This is a genomic window from Inhella inkyongensis, from assembly GCF_005952805.1.
GTDB classification, from domain to species: Bacteria; Pseudomonadota; Gammaproteobacteria; order Burkholderiales; family Burkholderiaceae_C; genus Inhella; species Inhella inkyongensis.
The window spans coordinates 1,325,485-1,348,059 of the sequence record NZ_CP040709.1 but is presented as its reverse complement, the minus strand read 5'-3'; the positions used below and the strand labels follow the sequence as shown (position 1 = coordinate 1,348,059).

The following is a 22,575-nucleotide window of genomic DNA, read 5'->3' as shown; positions in this document are numbered from 1 at the left end:
CGATCCGGACCGAAGGGGTCAATACCCCTCCGGCCCACCCGCCACTCGCAAATAGACCTGCGCCACCCAGGCCACCAGCAGCCGGCGCAGCCAGCCGCGCAGGCCGCGCACGGCCTGTTGCGGCTGCACGGCTTGAGCGCCCTGCAGGGCTGCCTCAAAGCGCTGGTGCAGTTCGGCGTTGAATCCGGCGTCGTGCACCACCACATTGGCCTCCAGGTTCAAAAGCAGCGAGGTGGGGTCCAGATTGCTGCTGCCCACCGTGGCCCAGTCCTCGTCGGCCAGGGCCACCTTGGCATGCAGGAAGGCGGCGCGGTACTCATAGACCTGCACGCCGCGCGCCAGCAGCTCGGCATACAGGGCGCGCGCGGCCAGGGCGGCGAGGCGGTAGTCAAACTGCCCCTGTAGCAGCAGGCGCACCTGCACACCGCGGCGGGCGGCGGCCAAGAGCGCGCGCAGCAGACGGGCGCTGGGATAGAAGTAGGGGCAGATCAACTCGAATCGCGTTTGCGCCGACTGGATCGCGCGCAGGTACTCACGCTCAATGGCGTGGCGGTGGCGCAGGTTGTCGCGCAGCACAAAACCGGCGCGCACCGGGCTCGAGTCGCTCAGGCCATCGCGACGCAGCTCACGCCGGCGTTCGCGCTCGCCCCAGGCGCTGCGCGCGCGGCCCAGCCAGAAGCGCGCCAGATGCCGCGAGCGTTGCAGCAAGGCGGGCGCCAGCAGCCAGTCGCGCAGCTCGCCGCCGAAGTCGCGCCCCAGCCAGGCGCGCGTCCACACATGGCGCGCCGCCTGCTCCACCCAGGGCGCCAGCGGGCCGCGCAGCCCCACCGCAAAGTCCAAGCGCGGGGCCGCCAGATCGCCATGGCTGAGGTCGATGCGGTCGTCGATCAGATTGATGCCACCGACAAAGGCCTGCTCGCCATCCACCACGCAGAGCTTTTGATGCAGGCGGCGCAACTGGCCGGGCTGCAGCCAATGCCACCAGCGGTGCAGCGGGCGGAACACCGCGAGCGCCACGGTGCTGCCGGCCAGCTGCTCACGCCACCAGGGCAAGGCGTGGCGGGCGCCAAAACCGTCCACCACCACCCGCACCCGCACGCCACGGGCGGCAGCCGCGCGCAGGGCCTGCAGCACCTGGAGCGAAGGCGCATCGGTGTGGACGATGTAGCTCGCGAACCAAACCTCGCGCCGCGCGCCCTGGATGGCCGCACACAGGGCCGGAAAGAGCTGGTCGCCGCCCTCCAGCAGGCGCAGCTCATTGCCGCCGCACAGACTCAGCGGCTCACGCATGCGGGTCTAGGGGGTGGGTGTCCGCCTCCAACTCCGCCACCAGCGGCAAGTGATCGCTCATGCGCACCCAGGGCAAGCCGACGGGCACTTGCAAGGCGCTGCAGCGCAGGCCGCGCAGATAGACGCGGTCCAGCGCAAACAGTGGGGCGCGGGCGGGGAAGGTTCGCGGGCGCTGCTCGGCTGCTGCGCGGCTCAGGCCGATGCGATCCAGCGCCGGGTCGAGCTTTTCGTTCCAGTCGTTGAAGTCGCCGGCCACCAGCAGGGGTGCGTCGGCCGGCACCTCACGGCTCAGGTAGTCGCCCAGCCGGTGCACCTGGCGCAGGCGGCTGCCGGCAAACAGGCCCAGATGCATCACCACCACATGCAGCGGGCTGCCCTGCCAATCCACCCGCACATGCAGCAAGCCCCGCTGCTCCAGCCGGTGGTCGGACACATCGTGATGCCCCACATGCTCGATGGGCCAACGCGAGAGCAGCGCATTGCCATGCTCGCCACCGTCGGTGAAGGCGTTGCTGCGGTAGGCCACCTCGAAGCCCTCGGGGGCCAGATAGTGGGCCTGAGGCTGCTCGGGCCAGCCGTGGCGGGCGAAGCGGCGGGCGTCGCGCTCATGAAAGGCGCGCACCTCTTGGAGGCAGACGAGGTCGGCATCCAGCTCGCGCACCCCATGGCGCAGGGTGTGGATCTCCAGCCGGCGCGCCGGCCCCAGGCCGCGCACGCCCTTGGCGATGTTGTAGGTGGCCAGGCGCAGGCGGCGGGGGCTGCTCATGCTTGGCTAGGAATGGGTCGGCCACACACGCGGTTGCGCCCCTGGCGCTTGGCCTCGTAGAGCGCCAGATCGGCGGCGCGCCAGGCATGACCGGGCTCGCCGCCCGGGCGCCCGGGCTTGCCCGCCACACCGATGCTGACGGTGACGCACTCGGCCGCATCGGACTTGCCATGCGGCAACTGCAGCGCTTCCACGGCCGCGCGCAGGCGCTCGGCCACCAGCAGGGCGCCGTCCAGCTCGGTCTCGGGCAGCAGGCAGGCGAATTCCTCGCCGCCGTAGCGCGCCGCCAGATCGGCCGGGCGCAGCATGCTGCCCCGCAGGGCAGCCGCCACGCGGCGCAGGGCCTCGTCGCCGGCCTGATGGCCGTGGTGGTCGTTGTAGCGCTTGAAGAAGTCCACATCGAGCAACAAGACCGACAGCGGTTTGTCGTTGCGCGCGGCGTGGCGCATCTCGGCGTCCAGGCGCTCGTCCAGCGCGCGGCGGTTGTGCAATCCCGTGAGCCCATCCACAAAGGCCAGCTGGCGCAGCAGGTCGGACTGGCGCTTGAGCGTCAGATGCGTCTTGACGCGCGCCCGCACCACGGCCGGGTTGATGGGCTTGTGGATGAAGTCCACCGCGCCGGCCTCCAGGCCCTGGGTCTCGATGGCGTCGTCGCCATGGGCGGTCACGATGATGATGGGAATGTCGCGGGTCAGCTCCTGGGCCTTGAGCCGCGCGCAGACCTGGAGGCCGTGCAGATCGGGCAATTCCAGATCCAACAGGATCAGATCGGGGCGCTGCTGAACCGCCAATTGCAGGGCCTGTTCGCCCCGGGTGGCGGCAAAGACCTGGTGGTCGGGCGCGAAGCTGCGGTAGAGCGCCTGCACATTGACCGGCTGGTCATCCACGATGAGCAGGCGCGGGGGGGCGTGCGAGGAGTCAATGTTCATGGCGGGCCTTCTTGCAGCCAGTCTCGCACCATCTCGGCGGCACCGGAAAAGTCCAGCTCCTCCATCGCCTCGTCCAGCCCCTTCCAGCGCTCGCGGCCCAGCTGGCTGCGCAAGGCGCCCAGTTCATCCAGGGCCGCCAGGTCCGCGCTCTCCAGCAAGGCCAGCAAGCGGCGCAGGGCGACGTTGGGGTGATCCACGGCCTCTGCCGCGGGCGGGCTTTCCGGCTGCGGCGCCAGGCTCGTCTCCAGGGCCTGCACCAGGGCGCCCAGGGCGGGGAGCGCAGCGTCGATCGCCGCCTGGGCGGCCGACGCCGACTGCCCGTCGCCGAGCGCACGGGCCAGGCCCTGCGCGCCCAGGGTGGCGGCATTGCCGCGCAGGGTGTGCAGGCGCACCCGCAGCGCGGCGGCATCCAGGCCTTGCAGCGGCTGCCGCAGCTCACTCACCAGGGCGGCCAGGCCGCGCACATAGGGCGCCACCCGCCCCCCCATCCGCGCCAGGGCAGCGTCAAGGCGCACCTCGGCCCGGTCGGCGGCCTGGGCCAGGGCGGCCTGGGTTTGAGGCTGGGCGTGAAACTCCAGAGCCCCGGTGCGGGCAGGCTGCGGTACCGCCGCCCGTCCACACAGGCGCAGCAGGGTCTGCACCAGCAGGTCAAAGTCGATGGGCTTGCCCAGGTGCGCGCTGAAGCCCGCCTGCAAACAAGCACGGGCATCGGCCGCGCTGGCATTGGCACTCAGGGCCAGCACAGGCAACTGCGCCCACGCCGGCTGGGCACGCAGGCGCCGGGTGGCCTCCATGCCATCCAGGCGCGGCATCTGGAGGTCCATCAGCACCGCGTCAAAGGGTTGTGCCGCCAGCGCCTCCAAGGCGGCCTCGCCATCGCCCACCACCTGCAACGCGGCCCCTTCCTGACCCAGGAGCTCGCGCATCAAGTCTTGCAGGGTCGGGTTGTCCTCGGCCACCAGCAGGCGCAGCCCTTGCAAGCGGGCCGTGGACGCCACTGAGCCTTGCACCAGCGCCAGCAACGCGGCACGCAGGGCCCCTGCCGTAAGGGGCGGATGCAGCCAAGCCCAGTGGGCAGCGGGGTGATCGGCCTGCTCCAGCGCCGACTGCACCGCCGCATCGGGGCGACCGAACAGCAGACCCAGGGCCGCCAGCGGCGCTTCGCCCTCCCCCATCGCGATTTGCACTTGGTCTGGCGCCTGGATGGCGATCCAGGGCGGCTCGTGTTCTTGCGGCTCGGGCAGCTTCTCGTCCACTGCGAGGAAGTGCGGGGGGGCCAGCCCGGGCAGCGCAGCGACGGCGGCTACCAGCTCGGCCCGCGCCCACTCCTCGAATGAGCGCGCCACCAGGCGCAGCGGCGGCAGTTCAGGCAGGGGCTGCAAGGGGGCTTGCAGGCTCAACGCGGGCAGCGAGAGCTCGAAGGAGAACCGACTGCCCTGGCCCGGCCGGCTCTGCAACTGCAGGCGCGCGCCCATCAGGGCCACCAGGTGCTGGCTGATGGCCAGGCCCAGACCGGTGCCGCCAAAGCGCCGGGTGGTCGAGGCCTCGGCTTGCTGGAAGCCGGCAAAGATGCGCTCCTGCTGCTCGGGGGCGATGCCGATGCCGCTGTCGCTCACAGCGAATTCAATGCGCTGCAGGCCCCCACCCTCCCCCAGACGGCGCACGCTCAGGCAGACCTCGCCGGCCTGCGTGAACTTGATGGCGTTGCCGCCCAGATTGATCAGCACCTGTTGCAGCCGCAGTGCATCGGCTCGCCAGGCTGGCGGCAGACCCGGGTCCAGATCAAAACGCAGGCGCAGGGGTTTGTCCGCCAGCACGGCCGTCAGCACCGTGGCCAGCTCGGTCCAGAAGGGCTCGAGCGCGAAGGGCTGCGGGTCCAGCGTCATCTTGCCGGCTTCGATCTTGGAGAAGTCCAAGGTGTCGTTGAGGATGCGAAGAAGGCTGCGAGCCGCCCCCTGGGCGGTGCGCAAATGACCACTCTGGCGGGCGTCCAGAGGGCTGCGGCCCAGCAGGCTGAGCATGCCCATCACCGCGTTGAGCGGGGTGCGAATCTCGTGACTCATCATGGCCAGGAACTGGCTCTTGGCGGCGGCCAGGCCCTGAGCCTGCTGGCGCGCGCGCACCAGCTCGGTGATGTCCAGGCGCACGCTCACCACATGGCCATCGCCCATCGGGCGGTCGATGGCCCGCAGCACCCGCCCGTCGGCCAGATGCAGCTCGGCATTCACCGGCCCGATGCGCCGCGCCTGCACGCGCGCGGCGATCCAGCCCTCCTCGCGCCCGCTGGCTTCGGGGAAGACACCTCGCTCCACCAGTTCCTGCAGCAGGCTGGCAAAGGGCAGGCCGGGCTCGATCAGCTCCTGACCCTGCGGGTAGAGCTGGCGGTAATGCTCGTTGAAGAACACCAGTCGGTCATCGCCGTCATAGAGTGCAAAGGGCTGGTCAAAGGCGTCGATGGCAGCGCGCAACAGCTTGGCGTTCTGCTGTCCCTGCGCTTCAGCCGCGCGCCGCGCCGTGATGTCCTGCATCACCCCGTGCAGACGCAACGGCCGGCCGCCCTGGCTCTCAACCTCGGCAGCGATGCGCACCCAGATCGGCTGATCGGTCTGCGTGATCAGGGGCAACTCCAGCGCAAACCCATTGCCGCGCTGGCGCGCCTGGTTCAGGGCGTCGTGCAGGGTCAGTTGGGCGTCGGGCGGGAAGTAGCCCAGGGCCTCCTCCAGGTCCAGCGCATGGCCCGTGGTCGAGCCCGGCAAGCCATGCAGGCGGCAGACCTCGGGGCCCCAGTGCATGCGCTCATCCATCAACTCCAAACGCCAGCCGCCCACGCCGCCGATGCGCTCCAGGCGTTCCAACGCCGCCTGTCCGAATGCCTCGGCGCCAGCGGACGCGTCGGCCGGCATCAAGGGCACCAGGGCGCCATGCAGCACGCAGGGGCGGCCGTCGGCATCAAAGCTCTGCACACGGCCACTGCAAAGCAGGGTCACCCAATGGCCCTGGGTGTGGCGCATGCGCAAGGGCAACAACAGTTGCTCCGCCTGTCCTTCGCACAGGGCCTGCACGGCGGCGCGCAAGGCGGCCTCGTCCTCGGGATGGGTCAGCGAGGACTCCGGCAGGCTTGCCAACTCGCCCAGTCCCTGCAGGCTGCTGCCCAGGAGCTGAGCCCAGACCTCATCACGCTCGATGTGCCCCGCATCCAAGCGCCAGCGCCACAGGCTCACGCCCGCTGCGGCCAAACCGGCCGCTTGCGCCTGCTGCTGTTGCGCCAACTGATGCCAGGCGCTGCGGTCGTTCAGGCTGATCAGCAGACCCCCGTCGCGGCCTTCACCATGGCTCAGCGCATGCACAGCCATCCAACGGCGGCTGCCATCGGCCTGCAGCACGGCCTGCTCACCGGAATAGAAGGTCAGGCCCAGCAGGCTGTCCCAGCGATGGCCGATGGCCTGCGCCGGGCCGTGACCCAGCAGGCCATGCAGCGCCGCGTTGGCCCACAGGATGCGGCCCTCGGCGTCGCAAAGCAGCACGGCATCCGGCCCCTCGGCGGCCAGCAGGGCCAGGGGCTCCAACTCATGCGCCAGTTGATCGGCACGCGCATCGGACGCCGCCCGGGCGCGAAGCTGGGCCACCAACAGCAGTCCGAACAGGGCACTCAGCAACATCCCGGCGCCGCCCACCAGCAGAGCCGGCCAAAGGGGGTACTTTTGTTCCAGCGCGGGCCGGCTATCCAGCTGCAGCAACAAGCCGCGCCCCAGCACCTCTAGGCCTTGGATGCGTTGATAGCGCGCCAGTGCCGGTGCCAACGCTTCGCCTTCGGACAACAGCACCACACCGGGCTGCGCGGGCTCGCTCAGACGCACGCGTACGCGCTCATCGCCCAGCAGTTCCAACTGGCGCAGCAAGGGCTGAACCCGCAGCGTGGCCACGATCACCGCCTGCAGGGCATCGATGCGCTGCTGGGGCGTCTGCAGGCTGGCACCCGGACGATAGAGCGGCAGGGCCAGGATCACCGGGGTGGCGACATGGCCCAGACCCGAGAGACGCGCTTCGCCCTGCGTGGCGGCAGCCTCCAGCGTCAACTGCACGCTGGCATCCGGCTCGGCGCCGGTCGTAAAGGGCTCCTGCGCCAGGCGAACATAGTGGCCATCGGGCCGGCGCTGCATCAACCCAAAGGAAAGCAGCTCAGGGTGGCGTAACAGCAATTCGCGCGAGCGCACATAGGCGCTCAACGCTGCGGCATCCAGGCGCTGGGTGGCCTGGAACATGCCGCGCAGACCCCGCAGGCCTTCGGTCGGCGCCTCCAGGGACTGCTGCAGCGAGAGCGCCAAGCGCGCGCCCAGCTGTTCCAGCTCGCTCTGGGCTTGTTGATGACTGCCTCGCCACAGGAACAAAGCAGCGGCCAGCGACAACAAACTGCCCGCCAGCGCGATGGCCCAGGCCTGGATCAGCCGGCGGCGCAAGGCACCGGGCTGACGGGCGAGCGAGAAATGGGGGAAGTGCACGGCGCCATCATGGCGCAGTCCGCACAAGACTCCCTCAGGAGAAGCGCGGCATAAAGCGCGGCAACATCAGAACGGCCTCAGCGTTCGAGGGCGAGAAGCAGGCGTCCGCGGCCTGATCCCAGGGCAGCCACTGCCAGCGCAGGTGCTCGCGCGGATTCAAGCGCACCGGTGTGCCGGCCGGCACGCACAGGCCCAGCACATGCTCGCGGTTGTGCGTCACGCCGGGGGCGTAGCGGTGGCGCCAGCGCGGATAAATCTCGTAGACGTTCTCCAGGCCCCAATCGGTCAACTCGCCGCCTTCGATGCCGGTCTCTTCCGCCACCTCGCGCCGCGCGGTGGACTCCCAGCTTTCATCCAGGCGATCTTTGGCGCCGGTGACCGACTGCCAATAACCCGGCGCATCGGCACGCTCGATCAGCAAGACCTCGCGGGCCGGGGTGTGGATCACCACCAGCACCGACTCGGGGATCTTGAAGGGGGGCGGGTGCACGGTGTCAGACTCGGGCGGGGTCCGAGTGAGCAAAAGTCGGGCGGAGACTTGAGCCTGAAATGGCTTTCGCTAGCCCGGCAATGCCCTCCCAACAACCCGCCTTCACCGCAAGTTCACAGCCACCACACCGTGAATACCCGAGATCACCAACGTCCCATTCGCAGTCACCGCTAGCGATCCGCCCATCGGATACTCCCAAGCGGTCTTTCGCGAAACGCTGTCCACAGCGTAGGTGGCATCACCCATAGAAATGAAAACGTACTTGCCGACGATCAGCAGAGGGTATTCCTTGCCAGGGAAGGCATCGCGGGCCTGAGCTGGCCCCCAACGCCACTGCTCAGCGCCGGTGGCGCTGTCCAGAGCCAACAAGGAGTTGCCGCTATCGACAACATAAACGGTACGGTCCTTTTCAACTGCACTCGATGAAATCATTTCGCCCCGAGTCCAGCGTTGAGTGCGCGTGGACAGGTCAAAGGCGGTTAACCGGCCGCCGGCACTTACAGGATTCGGGGCCGTGTGACTAAAGTACGAAGTCACGTACGCGCGATCTGCACTGGCAAGCACGGGTGCAGCACCCTGATAGTTGGCGGTGCCGCCCTCGGCCTTGATGCTAAATAGGGTGGCACCGGTCGCCGGATCCATCGCAATTAGCCGCCTACCGTCGAACCCGACCAAGCGTCCGTGGGCCACCGAGACAGGCAGTCCGCGCTGCATCGGAGAGAGCGGTTCGCTCGACGGCATCGCGCTCCAACTAAGCTTGCCATCCGCCTCCGCATGTCGGCGAACGGTGCCACTTATCGTGCCGCTAAATACGGCGCCCTGGTCGATCACTGCGGAGGGCACGCGGGGAATTTCGAAGTCGATTTTTTGCGGCGACGGCTCAAGCCTTGTCGTGGAGAGCAGAGTTCCCAACTTGCTGTCATATGCAAGCAGATTTGAGCCCAGTTGACTGATCGTCCAGTCATAGTCTTCGGCAATGACCCACAATCGACCATTACTGACCGTCAGACCGCTATGCCAATCGCGCTCCGACGAGCCCCCATCACCGCGCCCCCAGATCTTGCTGCCGTCATGCTCCGCGTAGGCGGCAATGCCAGAGTTGTTCCAGCCGAACAATCGGCCCGAATGAGAGAGCGCGCCGGAGAGGCCGGAACGTAGAGCCCAGCGGCGATTGAAATTAGCCGCAGACACGTCAGCGTCGACAACAGCAGTGCGCGCCGAATTCCCTCGACTCGTCGACCATTCCAAGGCACCGGGCAGCGGTACGAGGGGCGTCAGGTTAGTCGCACTCCGGATAGAGACCTTATAGGGAACTTGCCAGGGAGAGCCCGAAATCGGCTGGGCGCAGGTCAGGGGACTATCCCGACAGACTCGCACCTCCAGGCTGCCTTCATGAGTACCAACCGCCAACGAAGGGGCAAGCTGCATCTTGGCGACATAGCTCATCTGGCTGGTGGACATCAGGTCCACGGTTCCAGTGGTGATGCCCTTGCTATCAATGATGCCGATGTTGAAATTACCTTCGACAACCCTTGATGCCGTCGCCGTGATGGAGATGAACCGGGTTTCGCCTTCGTAGTTCGTGACCTCCAAGGGCGAGGGCGTAAGGCTCAGCCAGTTGCCATTTGGTTGCGGTTCGGATGTCGAGCCACCACCACCGCCTCCTCCGCCGCAGCCCCAAAGCAAACTAGCAGCAAGCACCATGCTTAACCGAGGCTTAGCGCGATGGAGGCACGATGTGCCCGTTGAGCGCGGCAACGCCACGTCACACCGAAATTGAATCGGTTTGCTCATTTAGGGATTCCTCCGTTGCTTCTGTTCTTCTGAACGCCCGTGCCGGCGCTTGTGCTGGGCTGCCTTCTATGAAGGACTGCACTCAGACCTGTTAGGTCTAGCGACTTTACCTTGAGGCTCTGCAAATGACCTTCGTGCCATGGATCATGTCAACTCGGCAGCGATCAGCTAACAGCACAAGATGATTCTTCAAGCCTTCAGACGTTTGCTCAGCCGGACCACACACAAACTTGCTAGACCGACGTTCGAGTCCTTGCTACTCACTCGCCTTCCTCTTCGTCACCACTCCTGGCGGCAACTCCTTGGCCTGTAGCTCACGCGCCTGCTCCACCAGCTGGTTGTGCGCGTCCAGGAAGGCCGCCGCAATCACCTTGCCCTCGGCGCTATTGGCCCAGCCGGCGCCGGCTGCGCCGCCCAGCTTGCCCAGCACGAAGCCACCCACGCCCAGATCGGTGACGCGCACCGAGCCCGTGGCGGCGGCCACCTGCTCGGTGGTTTCGGTGTCCACCAGCATCAGGGCCACCTGAGCCTCCTTGAGCTTGACCTGCTCGGCGGCGCCGACAAAGCTCCTGAGCACCGGGATCTGCCCCATCAGTCCGCCCACCTCGCGACCGGCGTCCATTTGGCTGAAGGTCAGCGAGGGCGTCAGCGCGTACTGGGCCTCATAGCCCTTGCCCTTCTGCACTGTGCTGCCCTTCTGACGCAATACGCCGGCGTCCTTGAGCTCTTGCTCCTGAATCACCTGCTTGAGGCCGGCATTGCGGTCCATCACGCGAAAGCAGCCGCTTTGTTGCGCCAGCAGACGCACCAGAGGCAAGGGACTCTCCGGGAGGCCACGTGCACCGCCATAGACGTAGCCGTTGGGGTTCTCCACCAGGGCCAGGGTGGCCACCGGGGCATCGCATTTCACGAGCTGCTTGGCGGCATTCTTGGCCCCAGCGGGGCCGGCCGAGCCGCTGATGACGGATCCGCCCTCGCCCAGCTCCGTGCCCTGCTTGCCGCAGGCCGCCAACAACACCCACACCGCCAACACAGATGCCTTTGTTCTCATTCGAGCTCCCTACGTTTGGTCACAGAAACGAAAAAGGGCAGCCGAAGCTGCCCTTTGACTCATGCACCCCGACCATCAAGCAGCCGGAGTGGCATTCCGCAGACGGATGTGCAACTCGCGCAGCTGCTTCTCGTCCACGTTGGACGGCGCCCCGGTCAGCAAGCACTGGGCGCGCTGGGTCTTGGGGAAGGCGATCACGTCGCGGATCGACTCGGCCTTGGTCATCAGCGTGACCAGGCGGTCCAGGCCGAAGGCCAGGCCACCGTGCGGGGGCGCGCCGTACTGCAGGGCGTCGAGCAGGAAGCCGAACTTGAGGCGCTGGTCTTCTTCGCTGATGTTCAGCGCGGCGAACACCTTGGCCTGCACTTCGGCGCGGTGGATACGAACCGAGCCGCCGCCCAATTCCCAGCCGTTGAGCACCATGTCGTAGGCCTTGGCAATGCAACGCCCGGGATCGGTCACCATGAAGTCCTCGTGCCCATCCTTGGGCGCGGTGAAGGGGTGGTGCACGGCCGCCCAGCGGTTGTTCTCTTCGTCGTGCTCGAACATCGGGAAGTCCACCACCCACAGCGGCGCCCAACGGTCTTCGAACAGACCCTTGGCCTTGGCAAATTCACTGTGGCCGATCTTGATACGCAGCGCGCCGATGGCGTCGTTGACGACCTTGGCCTTGTCGGCGCCGAAGAACAGGATGTCGCCATCCTGCGCACCGGTGCGCTTCAAGATCTCGGCGATCGCAGCGTCATGGATGTTCTTGACGATGGGGCTCTGCAGGCCATCGCGGCCCTTGGCCACTTCATTGACCTTGACCCAGGCCAGACCCTTGGCGCCGTAGATCTTGACGAACTCGGTGTAGGCGTCGATTTCGCCGCGGCTCATCTCCGCACCGCCCGGCACGCGCAGGGCCACCACGCGGCCACCCGGGGTGGTGGCGGGGCCGCTGAAGACCTTGAAGTCCACATCGGCCATGCAGTCGGTCAGCTCGGTGAACTCGAGCTTGACGCGCAGGTCCGGCTTGTCCGAACCGAAGCGGTGCATCGCCTCGGCATAGGCCATCACCGGATAGTCACCCAACTCGACGTTCAAGGCCTTGCGGAACACATGACGGATCATCCCTTCGAACATCGAGCGGATTTCCTCTTCCGTCAGGAAAGAGGTCTCGATATCGATCTGGGTGAACTCGGGCTGGCGGTCGGCGCGCAGGTCTTCGTCGCGGAAGCACTTGGTGATCTGGTAGTAGCGATCGAAGCCCGAGACCATCAAGAGCTGCTTGAAGAGCTGGGGGCTCTGGGGCAGCGCGAAGAATTGGCCGTCCTGCACTCGGCTGGGCACGAGGTAATCGCGCGCACCTTCGGGCGTGCTCTTGGTCAGCATCGGGGTCTCGATGTCGACAAAGCCCATTTCGTCCAGGTATTTGCGCGATTCCATCGCCACGCGATAGCGCAGCATCAGGTTCTTCTGCATCTGCGGACGGCGCAGATCCAGCACGCGATGCGTCAGGCGCGTGGTCTCGCTGAGGTTCTCATCGTCCAGCTGGAAGGGCGGCGTGACGCTGGGGTTGAGCACCACCAGCTCATGGCAGAGCACCTCGATCTTGCCGCTGGTCAGCCCGGCGTTCTCGGTGCCGGCCGGGCGTGCGCGCACCAGACCCTTGACCTGCAAGCAGAACTCGCCCCGCACGCCCTCGGCGGTCTTGAACATCTCGGCACGATCGGGGTCGCAGACGATCTGCACCAGACCCTGACGATCGCGCAGGTCGATGAAGATCACGCCACCGTGGTCGCGCCGGCGATGGGCCCAACCCATCAAGGTCACTTCTTGGCCCAGCAGGGCCTCGCTCACATCACCGCAATAACTCGTACGCATTTCTGACTCCTGACCGCCCGCGCGGCCAACAAAAACTGGAATGGGGGGTGGCGATGAGCCTGGCTGAGTCCGGCGCCCGTGGACTCAGCCGATCGGATTGGGGTCGCTCGGCGCCCCCTTACCCTGTCCATCTGCTGCCGCCGTTGATGTGGCATTCGGTGCCACGACACCCATGGAAATGATGTGCTTGAGCGCGGCGTCCACGCTCATGGCCAGCGGGCGCAACTGGCTCTTGGGCACCATCAGGAAGAAGCCCGATGTCGGGTTGGGCGTGGTGGGCACATAGATCGAAACATGCTCGCTGCCATCGCCCAGCAAGGGCGCCACCTCGGGAGCCGGCGTTCCGGTGACAAAGGCAATCGTCCAGCTGCCGGCACGCGGGTACTCCACCAACACGGCCTCACGAAAGGCATTGCCTTTGCTGGAGAACAGGGTGTCGCTGACCTGCTTGACCGAGCTGTAGATGCTTTTGACGATGGGCACCTGGTGCAGCAGGCGGTCCCATTGCTTGAGCCACCACTGCCCCACGATGTTGGCGGCGAACACGCCGGTGCCCAGCATCAACAGCAAGAGCGTCAGCACGCCCAGGCCGGGGATCTGGCGCAGCTCGCGCAGGGCCTCTCCCAAGCCGGGCGGCACCACCTTCACCACGGTGGCGATCAGGCCGCCAAAGATGCCGTCGAGCAGGCCCAGCACCCACAGCAGCACCCAGATGGTGATGGCCAGGGGCAGCCAGACCAAGAGGCCGGCGATCAGGTATTTGCGCAGAGTGGACACCCAGTTCCTCAGTGACAGCCGGAGCTGGTGCAGGCAGCGCCACAACCGGCGGCGGCCGGCGCAGGCGCGGGAGCGCTATCGGCCGATGCGGCAGCCGGCGCGCTGGCGCCGCCCTTGAAATCGGTCGCATACCAGCCCGAGCCCTTGAGCTGGAAGCCTGCCGCCGTGAGTTGCTTGGAAAAGGCCTCGGCACCGCAGGCTGGGCAAGCGGTCAGGGGGGCATCGGAGAGTTTTTGCAGCACATCCTTGGCGTGGCCACAGGCGCTGCAGCGATAGGCATAGATGGGCATGGGGAAACTCCGGAGGGGCAAAAAGCCCGCGATTCTAAGGAAAGACCCGAAGCGGCACGGGCCGCGCCGGGGGCGCAGGCCTTAGTTGAGGGTGTTCGGGTGCGGCTTCAAGTGGTGGCTGACATGCTCGTGGCGGTTGACCAGCCACTGGGGCGCCAAAGAACCCACGCCCATGCCGATAAACGCAGCGATCAGCCCGGCCAGCTGGCCCGGGAAGGCCTCGCCCCAGGTGCTGACCTGCGGCATGAAGGCGATCCAAACCCCCACGCCGGCCACCAGCGAGAAGATGGCGCCCTGGGTGCTGGCGCGGCTCCAGTACAGGCCCATCACCAGCGGCACGAAGGCGCCCACCAGGGTGACTTGGTAGGCGGCCGACACCAGCTCATAGATCGAGGTGCCCTGCATGGCAATGGCGTAGGCCAGCACAAGGCCCGAGAAGATCACGATGGTCCAGCGCATGGCCAGCAACTGCTGCTTGTCGCTCATGCCAGGGCGCAGTTGTTTGAGGATGTTCTCGACAAAGCTGGTCGACGGCGCCAGCAGGGTGGCGGACGAGGTGCTCTTGATGGCCGAAAGCAGCGCACCAAAGAACAGGATCTGCATGATCAGCGGCATCTTGCCCATGATGAAGGCCGGCAGCACGCGCTGGTAGTCGTTGGCCGCCAGTTCCAGCGCCTCGTTGCCCATCACCACCACGGCGGCTGCGACGATGAACATCGGCACAAAGGCAAACAGGATGTAGCTGACGCCCCCGATCACCGCGCCGCGCTGCGCGGTCTTGGCGTCCTTGGCCGACATCACGCGCTGAAACACGTCCTGCTGCGGGATCGAACCGAGCATCATGGTGAGTGCCGCGCCGATGAACATCGCCACGTCGGTGAAGCTGGGCTCGGGGAAGAATTTCCACAGGTCCTTCTGGGTGGCCAGATCCAGCACCTTGTCGGCGCCGCCGGCCAGGTCGGCCGAGAACACGGCAATGATGGACAGGCCCACCACCAGCACGATCATCTGGATGAAGTCGGTCCAGGCCACGGCCAGGAAGCCGCCCACCACCACATAAACCAAGACCGCCAGGGTGCCGATGATCATGCCGGTGGCGGGCTCCATGGCGCCGTTGGTCAGCACATTGAAGACCAGACCCAGGGCTGTGATCTGCGCCGCCACCCAGCCCAGATAGCTCAGGATGATGGCGGCCGAGCAGAACACCTCAACCCCCTTGCCGTAGCGCTGGCGGTAGAAGTCGCCGATCGTCAGCAGGTTCTTTTGGTAAAGCTTGGCGGCGAAGAACAGGCCCACCAGGATCAAGCAGGTACCGGCACCAAAGGGGTCTTCGACGATGGCGCCCAGGCCGCCCTGCACGAATTTGGCCGGGATGCCCATCACGGTCTCGGCGCCGAACCAGGTCGCGAAGGTGGTGGTGATCACCATCGCCAGCGGCAGGCTGCGCCCGGCGATGGCGAAGTCCGCCGTGTTCTTGATGCGCGAGCCGGCCCAGACCCCGATTGCAAGGGTGCCGAGCAGATAGAGGACGACAAAGACAATCAGCGTGGTGTTCATGGCGCTTGAGGCGGGGACAAAGAAGCGCCGCGGGGACCCGAGGTCCACGCGGCGCGGGCGCGATTATGAAGGCCGGTCACGGCCCGGCGTTAGAGGGTCAGCCCCAGAACTGGCTGATCAAACCCACCGCCAAGCCACCCGCCACAAAGCCCAGCAGGGCCGAAAGCGCAAACTGCAGCAGTCGGTTGGTGCGGCGCAACTCCTCCAACACGGCGCGCTGGGCCGTCTCAGCCCCGTTCTGGGCCTGCGCCTTGAGGGCGTCGTGCAACAGCCGGGGCAGTTCCGGCAGGAACTGAGCCAGGCGGGGCGCCTCTTTTTTCAACACTCGCGCGAGGGCACGCGGACCGACCTGCTCGTCCATCCAACGCTCCAGGAAGGGCTTGGCGGTGGCCCAGAGGTCGAGGTCGGGGTCAAGCTGACGTCCCAGGCCCTCGACATTGAGCAGAGTCTTTTGCAGCAGCACCAGCTGCGGCTGGATCTCGACATTGAAGCGACGCGAGGTCTGGAAGAGACGCAGCAACACCTGGCCCAGCGAGATGTCCTTGAGCGGCTTGTCGAACTGCGGCTCGCAGACGGCACGGATGGCAGCTTCCAGCGCATCCACCCGGGTCTGGGCCGGCACCCAGCCGGACTCCACATGCAACTCGGCCACGCGCTTGTAGTCGCGCCGGAAAAAGGCCACGAAGTTCTGCGCCAGGTAGTCCTTGTCGACCTCGGAAAGCGTGCCCACGATGCCGAAGTCCAGCGCCACATAGCGCTGGAAGGTCTCGGGCGCGGTGCTCACCAGGATGTTGCCGGGGTGCATGTCGGCGTGGAAAAAGCCGTCGCGGAACACCTGGGTGAAGAAGATGGTCACGCCGTCGCGCGCCAGCTTCTTGATGTCCACCCCGGCCGCGCGCAGGCGCTCCACCTGGCTGATGGGCAGGCCGTGCATGCGCTGCATGACGATGACCTCGGCGGTGCAGTAGTCCCACACCATCTCGGGCACCAGCACCAGGTCCAGGCCATCCATATTGCGGCGCAGCTGGGCCGCATTGGCGGCCTCGCGCACGAGGTCGAGCTCGTCATGCAGATACATGTCGAACTCGGCCACCACCTCACGGGGTTTGAGGCGGCGGCCATCGGCACTGAGGCGCTCGATCCACACCGCCAGGATGCGCAGGATGCCCAGATCGTCCTCGATCACATCGAGCATGCCAGGGCGCAGCACCTTGACGGCCACCTCGCGCCCATCGTGCAGGCGGGCGAAATGCACCTGGGCGATGGAAGCGCTGGCCACCGGCTCGGCGTCGAACTGCGCAAATACGGCGTCGATGGACTTGCCAAAGGCCCGCTCCACCAAGGCCCGGCTCTGCGCGGCCGGGAAGGAGGGCACGCGGTCCTGCAGCTTGGCCAGCTCTTCGGCGATATCGGGCGGCACCAGATCGCGCCGGGTCGAGAGCACCTGACCGAACTTGACGAAGATCGGCCCCAGGCGTTCGAGCGCCAGGCGCAGGCGTTCGCCGCGCGGCTGCTCCCAACTGCGGCCCATGACCACCAGGCGGCGCAGCCAGCGCGCCCGGCGCTGCTTGAAGCCCGACAGGGCCAGGTCATCCAGCCCGAAACGGGCAAAGGTCCAGAGGATCAGCGCCAGGCGCAGCAGGCGGCGCATCAGCGGCGAACGAATTGACTCAGCGTGGCCTTCAGGCCCTGTGCCATTTGTTCAAAGGCCTGGGCCGGCGCCGGCCCCACAAAGCGGGCCAAATCGTCGGCCGGGTCCCAGCGCAGGTTGTCAAACAGCCAGTTGACGGCGCCAGCCAGGCCGGCGTCGCCGCGCACCGTCACACCCTCGCGCCGCCCCTTGAGCGCCGCAAAGGCTGAGGCCAGCGGGTTGGAGGCATCGATCTCGATGGCCAACTCGGCCTCGCCCGCCTGCGCCGCCTCGATCTGCTCGAACAAGCCGGCCGGGGTGATGGCCAGATGCAGATCGGGCAAGGGCGGCGCCCAGGCCGGCGCGCCGCGCACGGACACCGAAATGCGCCGATTCACAAAGGCCTGCAACTTCGCACAAGCCACCGGCTCGCGGCTCAGCACATGGTTCAGCCACAGCACCAGGCGTTCTTGCAAGGCGGGGGCGAGGGTCTCGGTCCAAAGCATGCCCGCATTCTAGGGAGAGCACCGCCAGGAGCCCTGCCACGCTGCGAGAGAATGCGCCGCCCCTCATCCGCCCCTGCCCCGCCCTTCGCCTTCATGTTCGAGGACCGCCAACACCAGCGCCTGTTCTACAGCGCACCGCAATCGGTGCAGTCGCTGGTGGCCGCATTCCTGGAGCCCGGCATCACGGTGGGCTGCCTGTTGGCCGTGATGGCGGCCCTGAACGAGCCCCTTGGGCGAGCCACTGCCGTGCTCTGCCTGCTGGTCTTTGCACTGAGCTTTCCGGGGCGCAACCGCTTTGTCGGACACCCAGTGTCGGCCTTCCTGGACGTGCTGGGCGCCTGGCTGACCCTGGCCACCATCCTCTGGGCCTTTGCCTACGCCACCGACAGCCTGCGTTATTTCGAGACCCCGGTGCTGCTGGCCTGGGGCTTGCTGACGCCCATTGTTCAGTTGCTGGCCATTGCTTTCGGGCGCGCCTGGCTGCGCTGGGCCGCACAGCGGCCCAGCCAACGCAGCCCGGTGGTCATCGTGGGCGCCGCAGCCCTTGGCGTGAAGGTGGCGCGTGCACTGGCAGCAGATCCGCAATCGGGTTCGCAGTTGCTCGGATTTTTCGACGATCGCCAAGGCGAGCGTGTGCACCCTGAGGCCGAGGCCCACCTATTGGGTCGGCTGGAGGCTCTGCCCGCCGAAATTGCGCGCCTGGGCGTGCGCAAGGTCTACATCACGCTGCCGCTGGGCTCCCAGCCGCGCATCGTGCAACTTTTGGAAAAGCTGCAAGACACCACCGCCTCGCTCTATTTCGTGCCTGATGTGTTTGGCATCAGCATCATCCAGGGGCGGCTTAAGGATGTGCACGGCGTGCCCGTGGTGGGCATCTGCGAAACCCCCTTCACTGGCACCCATGGTCTGGTGAAGCGCCTGTCAGACATCGTGCTGGCCAGCCTCATCCTGGTGCTGATTTCACCTTTGCTGCTGCTGGTGGGCCTGGGCGTCAAGCTCAGCTCACCCGGGCCGGTGATCTTCAAGCAGCGCCGCAACGGCCTGGATGGCGAGGAGATCACGGTCTACAAATTCCGCTCGATGCGCACGCAGGACGACGGCAGCCATGTGCCGCAAGCCACCAAGGGGGACGCCCGCGTGACACGCTTTGGCGCCTTCATCCGCCGCACCTCGCTGGACGAATTGCCGCAGTTCATCAATGTGCTGCAGGGCCGCATGAGCATCGTGGGGCCCCGCCCCCATGCGGTGGCCCACAACGCCGAGTACCGCCGCCTGATCAAGGCCTATATGGTGCGCCACAAAGTCAGACCTGGCATCACCGGCTGGGCCCAGGTGAACGGGCTGCGCGGCGAGACCGAGACAGTCGAGAAGATGCGAGAACGCGTCGAATACGATCTGGAATACCTGCGCAACTGGTCCCTGGCACTGGACCTGCAAATCATTGTTCGCACCGTACGCCTGGTGCTGTTCGACCGCCACGCGTATTGACCTCATGACCCCTTCCCGCTTCATTCCGTTGGCGCTGCTGACACCCACCCTGGCTTTCGCGCAACCCGCCGATGCCCCCTGGTATCTAGGTGCGCAACTGGGCCTGACCCACGCCTCCAATGTCTATCGCCTGGGAAACAGCTCACCCGAGGGTCAGGACTGGATCCGCTCGGCCATGTTGCTGGCCGGGGCCCGTCTGCATCTGGGGCGCCAGCGCTTTTACCTGGAGGGGCATGCGCGCGACGTGGATTACCGCCGCAACAGCGCCCTGCACCATCTGGAGCACGGCCTGAACGGAGGACTGGACTGGGCCCTAGCCTCGCGCTGGACCGGCAATCTGTCGGTCAACAGCCGTCGCAGCTTGGCCCCCTTCAACGCCGGCACCCTGCCCAACACCAAAGACAAGAACATCGAGACCCAGAACCAGGCCCGCGCCTCGGTGCAGTACGGCCTGTTTGGCCCCTGGCGCGTAGACGCCCAGGCCAGCTGGCAAGAGCGCGACTTCAGCCTGGCCAGTTTCGACCCCTATGAATACCGATTCAGCAGTGTGGGCCTGGGCCTTCGCTGGGTTCCGAATGACGCGCTGCAACTGCGCCTGGGCCTGCGCGAAAGCGACGGCGAGTACCCCCGCGCCCAGCGCCTGAACCAGGGCTACCTGGCGGAGCAATTCGACAACCGCAGCGTGGAGGCCAGCGCAAACTGGCAGCTCAGCGGCAAGCAGTCCGTGAAGTTGCGGGTCTCCCAGGGGACGGGGTCACGCGATGGCGGTCGCAGCAGCCGCACCCGTGCGGGAGGCCTGGACTGGAGTTGGCTGGCCACCGCCCGGCTGCAATTCAATCTGACCGGCACCCTGGATCAGGGCAGCGACGCCCGGGACAGCGGCTTCGCGCTGGTGGAGAACAACAGCACCCAGATCCGCCAGCTCAAGGCCCTGGCGAGCTATGTGCTGGCGCCCAAATTGAATCTGGATGCCTCGGTCTCGCAGATGAACCGCGACATCTCCGGTCTCAGCGGCCAGACTGCGGTGGACGGCAGCGACCGCACACGCAGCGCCGCCCTGGCCCTGCGCTGGGCCATCAGCCAGAAGGGCCAGTTCAGCTGTGAAGTGGCGACCGACCGCCGCAGTGGCCGAGCCGGTTTTTCCATCCCCTACTCAGCCCGAAGTGCCGGCTGCAATTTGCAGTGGCTGGTGTACTGATGAATACACCACGCGTCCTCTTGACCGGTGCGGCCGGCTATATCGCCAGCCACACCTGGCTGCAGCTCGATGCCGCCGGCTTTGAGGTGCTGGGGGTGGACAACCACAGCAACAGCTCGCCCAAGGTGCTGGAGCGATTGCAGCCGCTGCTGCGCCAGCCCCTGCGCTTTGAGCGCCTGGATTGCAGCGACGCTGCGGCCATGAAGGCCCTGCTGACGCGCGAGCGTGTGGACGCCGTGGTGCACTTTGCCGCCTACAAGGCGGTAGGGGAGTCGGTGGCGCAGCCGCTGGACTACTACCGCAACAACCTCGGCAGCCTGATCACGGTGTGCCAGGCAATGCAGCAAGTGGGCTGCCGGCGCATGGTGTTCTCCAGCAGCGCCACCGTCTACGGCGACCCACAGCAGCTGCCAATCCGCGAGGACGCCCCCACCAGTGCCACCAACCCCTATGGCGCCACCAAGCTGATCGGCGAGCAGATCCTGCGCGATCTGGGGGCCTCTGACCCGCAGTGGCAGACCGGCTGCCTGCGCTACTTCAACCCCGTGGGCGCGCACGAGAGCGGCCGCATCGGCGAGGACCCGCGCGGCGTGCCCAACAACCTGATGCCCTATGTGGCCCAGGTGGCCGTGGGCCGGCGCGAATGCCTGCAGGTGTTTGGCGGCGACTACCCGACCCCGGACGGCACCGGTGTGCGCGACTACATCCATGTGCTGGACCTGGCCGACGGCCATGTGGCGGCGCTGCGCCGACTGCTGGACCATGAGGGCAGCTTCACGGTCAATCTGGGCACCGGCCAGGGCTACTCGGTGCTGGAGCTGGTGCGCGCCTATGCCCAGGCCAGCGCCCGTGACATCCCCTACGACATCGTGGCCCGCCGCCCGGGCGATGTGGCCGCCTGCTATGCCGACCCCACCCGGGCGCGTGAACTGCTGGGCTGGCAGGCCCGGCGCGACCTGGACGCCATGTGCCGCGATTCCTGGCGCTGGCAAGAGCAGAACCCCCAAGGATTTGCATGAAACCCATCGAGATTCAACCCGTCATCATGGCCGGCGGCAGCGGCACGCGGCTGTGGCCGCTGTCGCGCGCGGGCTATCCCAAGCAGTTCTTGATCCTGGCCGGCAACACCAGCCTGTTCCAACAGGCCGCTCAGCGCCTGGCGGCACTGGGCGATGCGCAGCTCCAAGTTGCCGCGCCGCTGGTGGTGGGCAATGAGGAGCATCGCTTCCTTGTCTTGGAGCAACTGCGCGAAATCAAGGCAGAGCCCAGCGCCGTCCTGCTCGAACCCTGCGGCCGCAACACCGCCCCGGCCGTGACGCTGGCGGCGCTGCAGGCCGTCCGCGCGGGGCAAGATCCGGTCCTCGTCATTACGCCGGCCGATCAAACCGTCATCGATGCCGAGGCCTTCACGCTGGCGATGCGCCAGGCCGCGCACCGCGCGGCCGACGGCGACATCGTGATCTTGGGCATCACACCCGATCGCCCTGAGACCGGCTACGGCTACATCCGCTGCGAGGGCGAGCAGGTCGCCGCCTTTGTCGAGAAGCCCGATCTCGCCACGGCGCAGCGCTATCTGAGCGAGGGCGGCTACAGCTGGAATGCCGGCATGTTCGTGCTGCGCGCCTCGCGCTGGCTGGCCGCCCTGAAGGATTTCCGCCCCGACATCCTGGCCGCCACCGAAGCCGCCTTTGCCAATGCCCAGCAGGACCAGCGCTTCGTGCGCCCCGACGCCAAGCTCTTCGCGGCCGTGCCCGCCGAATCGGTGGACTACGCCGTGATGGAACGCTGCCCCGGCAGCGCCCATGCCTTGGTGATGGTGCCGCTGGCCGCCGGTTGGAACGATCTGGGAGCCTGGGAAGCGGTCTGGCAGGTCGGCCCGCAGGACAGCGATGGCAATGTGCAGCGCGGCGACGCCCTGCTGGCCAATTGCCGCAACACCCTGGTGCATGCCAACTCGCGTTTGGTCGCCGCCGTCGGTCTGAACGATGTGATGGTGGTGGAGATGCCCGACGCCGTGCTGGTCATCGACCGCAAGCGCAGCCAGGAGGTCAAGACCATCGTGGAGAAGCTGCAGGCCAGCGGCCGTGGCGAACAGCTGCTGCATCGCAAGGTGCACCGCCCCTGGGGTTGGTACGACGGCATCGACCATGGCGAGCGCTTCCAGGTCAAACGCATCCAGGTCAAGCCGGGAGCGTCTCTGAGTCTGCAAATGCACCACCACCGCGCCGAGCATTGGATCGTGGTGAGCGGAACGGCCGAGGTCACGGTGGCCGACAAGACCGTGCTGCTGAGCGAGAACCAGAGCATCTATATCCCGCTGGGTGCCACGCACCGGCTGTGCAACCCGGGCAAGCTGCCGCTCGAAATCATTGAAGTGCAGTCGGGCTCCTACTTGGGTGAGGATGACATCGTGCGCTTCTCCGACACCTACGGGCGGGCCTGAT

The 22,575-nt window shown here is 66.8% G+C and carries 17 protein-coding genes; 4 read left to right on the top strand and 13 right to left on the bottom strand.

Annotated features, from left to right (window positions below; genetic code table 11):
- Nucleotides 1-18: 18 nt before the first annotated feature.
- From clsB to FF090_RS06600, 13 genes are all read right to left on the bottom strand, one after another.
- Complete coding sequence (gene clsB, locus FF090_RS06660) at nucleotides 19-1,290, bottom strand: cardiolipin synthase ClsB (protein WP_138855988.1); 1,272 nt, start codon at nucleotides 1,288-1,290, stop codon at nucleotides 19-21.
- Nucleotides 1,283-2,056, bottom strand: a complete 774-nt coding sequence (locus FF090_RS06655) for an endonuclease/exonuclease/phosphatase family protein (protein WP_138855987.1) — start codon at nucleotides 2,054-2,056, stop codon at nucleotides 1,283-1,285. Before FF090_RS06655 ends, clsB begins: the two co-directional genes overlap by 8 nt.
- Nucleotides 2,053-2,985, bottom strand: coding sequence for a diguanylate cyclase (locus FF090_RS06650; protein WP_138855986.1), 933 nt, complete (start codon nucleotides 2,983-2,985; stop codon nucleotides 2,053-2,055). Before FF090_RS06650 ends, FF090_RS06655 begins: the two co-directional genes overlap by 4 nt.
- On the bottom strand, nucleotides 2,982-7,484 hold the full coding sequence (locus FF090_RS06645; RefSeq protein WP_138855985.1) for an ATP-binding protein: 4,503 nt from the start codon (nucleotides 7,482-7,484) through the stop codon (nucleotides 2,982-2,984). Before FF090_RS06645 ends, FF090_RS06650 begins: the two co-directional genes overlap by 4 nt.
- 34 nt (nucleotides 7,485-7,518) lie before the next feature.
- Nucleotides 7,519-7,974, bottom strand: coding sequence for a dihydroneopterin triphosphate diphosphatase (nudB, locus tag FF090_RS06640; protein WP_138855984.1), 456 nt, complete (start codon nucleotides 7,972-7,974; stop codon nucleotides 7,519-7,521).
- A 102-nt stretch (nucleotides 7,975-8,076) separates the two neighbouring features.
- A complete protein-coding gene (locus tag FF090_RS06635; protein WP_138855983.1) occupies nucleotides 8,077-9,768 on the bottom strand; it encodes a PQQ-like beta-propeller repeat protein in 1,692 nt (563 codons plus the stop codon).
- Nucleotides 9,769-10,024: 256 nt separating this feature from the next.
- On the bottom strand, nucleotides 10,025-10,819 hold the full coding sequence (locus FF090_RS06630; protein ID WP_138855982.1) for a CsgG/HfaB family protein: 795 nt from the start codon (nucleotides 10,817-10,819) through the stop codon (nucleotides 10,025-10,027).
- Nucleotides 10,820-10,894: 75 nt separating this feature from the next.
- On the bottom strand, nucleotides 10,895-12,685 hold the full coding sequence (gene aspS / locus FF090_RS06625; protein ID WP_138855981.1) for an aspartate--tRNA ligase: 1,791 nt from the start codon (nucleotides 12,683-12,685) through the stop codon (nucleotides 10,895-10,897).
- 84 nt (nucleotides 12,686-12,769) lie between these two features.
- The gene (locus FF090_RS06620; protein ID WP_138858310.1) at nucleotides 12,770-13,453 is read right to left on the bottom strand and encodes a DUF502 domain-containing protein; all 684 of its coding nucleotides are present in this window, start codon (nucleotides 13,451-13,453) and stop codon (nucleotides 12,770-12,772) included.
- A gap of 17 nt (nucleotides 13,454-13,470) precedes the next feature.
- On the bottom strand, nucleotides 13,471-13,752 hold the full coding sequence (locus FF090_RS06615; protein WP_138855980.1) for an FmdB family zinc ribbon protein: 282 nt from the start codon (nucleotides 13,750-13,752) through the stop codon (nucleotides 13,471-13,473).
- 81 nt (nucleotides 13,753-13,833) lie between these two features.
- A complete protein-coding gene (locus FF090_RS06610) occupies nucleotides 13,834-15,309 on the bottom strand; it encodes a high affinity choline transporter 1 (protein WP_138855979.1) in 1,476 nt (491 codons plus the stop codon).
- Between the two features lie 97 nt (nucleotides 15,310-15,406).
- Nucleotides 15,407-16,960: a ubiquinone biosynthesis regulatory protein kinase UbiB gene (ubiB, locus tag FF090_RS06605; RefSeq protein WP_138855978.1), complete on the bottom strand. Its 1,554-nt coding sequence runs from the start codon at nucleotides 16,958-16,960 to the stop codon at nucleotides 15,407-15,409.
- Nucleotides 16,960-17,445, bottom strand: coding sequence for a hypothetical protein (locus tag FF090_RS06600; protein ID WP_138855977.1), 486 nt, complete (start codon nucleotides 17,443-17,445; stop codon nucleotides 16,960-16,962). The genes ubiB and FF090_RS06600 overlap by 1 nt, the downstream gene beginning before the upstream one ends.
- Nucleotides 17,446-17,496: 51 nt before the next feature.
- On the opposite strand from FF090_RS06600, the gene FF090_RS06595 reads away from it, so the two are divergent.
- Genes FF090_RS06595 through FF090_RS06580 form a run of 4 tightly spaced genes read left to right on the top strand, consistent with a single transcriptional unit; the run spans nucleotide 17,497 to nucleotide 22,574 of the window.
- Nucleotides 17,497-18,933, top strand: coding sequence for an undecaprenyl-phosphate glucose phosphotransferase (locus FF090_RS06595; RefSeq protein WP_246071531.1), 1,437 nt, complete (start codon nucleotides 17,497-17,499; stop codon nucleotides 18,931-18,933).
- 4 nt (nucleotides 18,934-18,937) lie between these two features.
- Nucleotides 18,938-20,131, top strand: coding sequence for a TonB-dependent receptor (locus FF090_RS06590; RefSeq protein ID WP_138855975.1), 1,194 nt, complete (start codon nucleotides 18,938-18,940; stop codon nucleotides 20,129-20,131).
- A complete protein-coding gene (gene galE / locus FF090_RS06585; RefSeq protein ID WP_138855974.1) occupies nucleotides 20,131-21,150 on the top strand; it encodes a UDP-glucose 4-epimerase GalE in 1,020 nt (339 codons plus the stop codon). The genes FF090_RS06590 and galE overlap by 1 nt, the downstream gene beginning before the upstream one ends.
- Nucleotides 21,147-22,574, top strand: coding sequence for a mannose-1-phosphate guanylyltransferase/mannose-6-phosphate isomerase (locus tag FF090_RS06580; RefSeq protein ID WP_259372860.1), 1,428 nt, complete (start codon nucleotides 21,147-21,149; stop codon nucleotides 22,572-22,574). The genes galE and FF090_RS06580 overlap by 4 nt, the downstream gene beginning before the upstream one ends.
- Nucleotide 22,575: the final 1 nt, after the last annotated feature.

Excerpts from the sequence above, each read along its gene's own strand:
- clsB (WP_138855988.1), bottom strand. The coding sequence starts at position 1,290 with ATGCGTGAGCCGCTGAGTCTGTGCGGCGGCAATGAGCTGCGCCTGCTG.
- FF090_RS06655 (WP_138855987.1), bottom strand. The coding sequence starts at position 2,056 with ATGAGCAGCCCCCGCCGCCTGCGCCTGGCCACCTACAACATCGCCAAG.
- FF090_RS06650 (WP_138855986.1), bottom strand. The coding sequence starts at position 2,985 with ATGAACATTGACTCCTCGCACGCCCCCCCGCGCCTGCTCATCGTGGAT.
- FF090_RS06635 (WP_138855983.1), bottom strand. The coding sequence starts at position 9,768 with ATGAGCAAACCGATTCAATTTCGGTGTGACGTGGCGTTGCCGCGCTCA.
- FF090_RS06630 (WP_138855982.1), bottom strand. The coding sequence starts at position 10,819 with ATGAGAACAAAGGCATCTGTGTTGGCGGTGTGGGTGTTGTTGGCGGCC.
- aspS (WP_138855981.1), bottom strand. The coding sequence starts at position 12,685 with ATGCGTACGAGTTATTGCGGTGATGTGAGCGAGGCCCTGCTGGGCCAA.
- FF090_RS06615 (WP_138855980.1), bottom strand. The coding sequence starts at position 13,752 with ATGCCCATCTATGCCTATCGCTGCAGCGCCTGTGGCCACGCCAAGGAT.
- FF090_RS06610 (WP_138855979.1), bottom strand. The coding sequence starts at position 15,309 with ATGAACACCACGCTGATTGTCTTTGTCGTCCTCTATCTGCTCGGCACC.
- ubiB (WP_138855978.1), bottom strand. The coding sequence starts at position 16,960 with ATGCGCCGCCTGCTGCGCCTGGCGCTGATCCTCTGGACCTTTGCCCGT.
- FF090_RS06600 (WP_138855977.1), bottom strand. The coding sequence starts at position 17,445 with ATGCTTTGGACCGAGACCCTCGCCCCCGCCTTGCAAGAACGCCTGGTG.
- FF090_RS06595 (WP_246071531.1), top strand. The coding sequence starts at position 17,497 with ATGCGCCGCCCCTCATCCGCCCCTGCCCCGCCCTTCGCCTTCATGTTC.
- FF090_RS06590 (WP_138855975.1), top strand. The coding sequence starts at position 18,938 with ATGACCCCTTCCCGCTTCATTCCGTTGGCGCTGCTGACACCCACCCTG.
- galE (WP_138855974.1), top strand. The coding sequence starts at position 20,131 with ATGAATACACCACGCGTCCTCTTGACCGGTGCGGCCGGCTATATCGCC.
- FF090_RS06580 (WP_259372860.1), top strand. The coding sequence starts at position 21,147 with ATGAAACCCATCGAGATTCAACCCGTCATCATGGCCGGCGGCAGCGGC.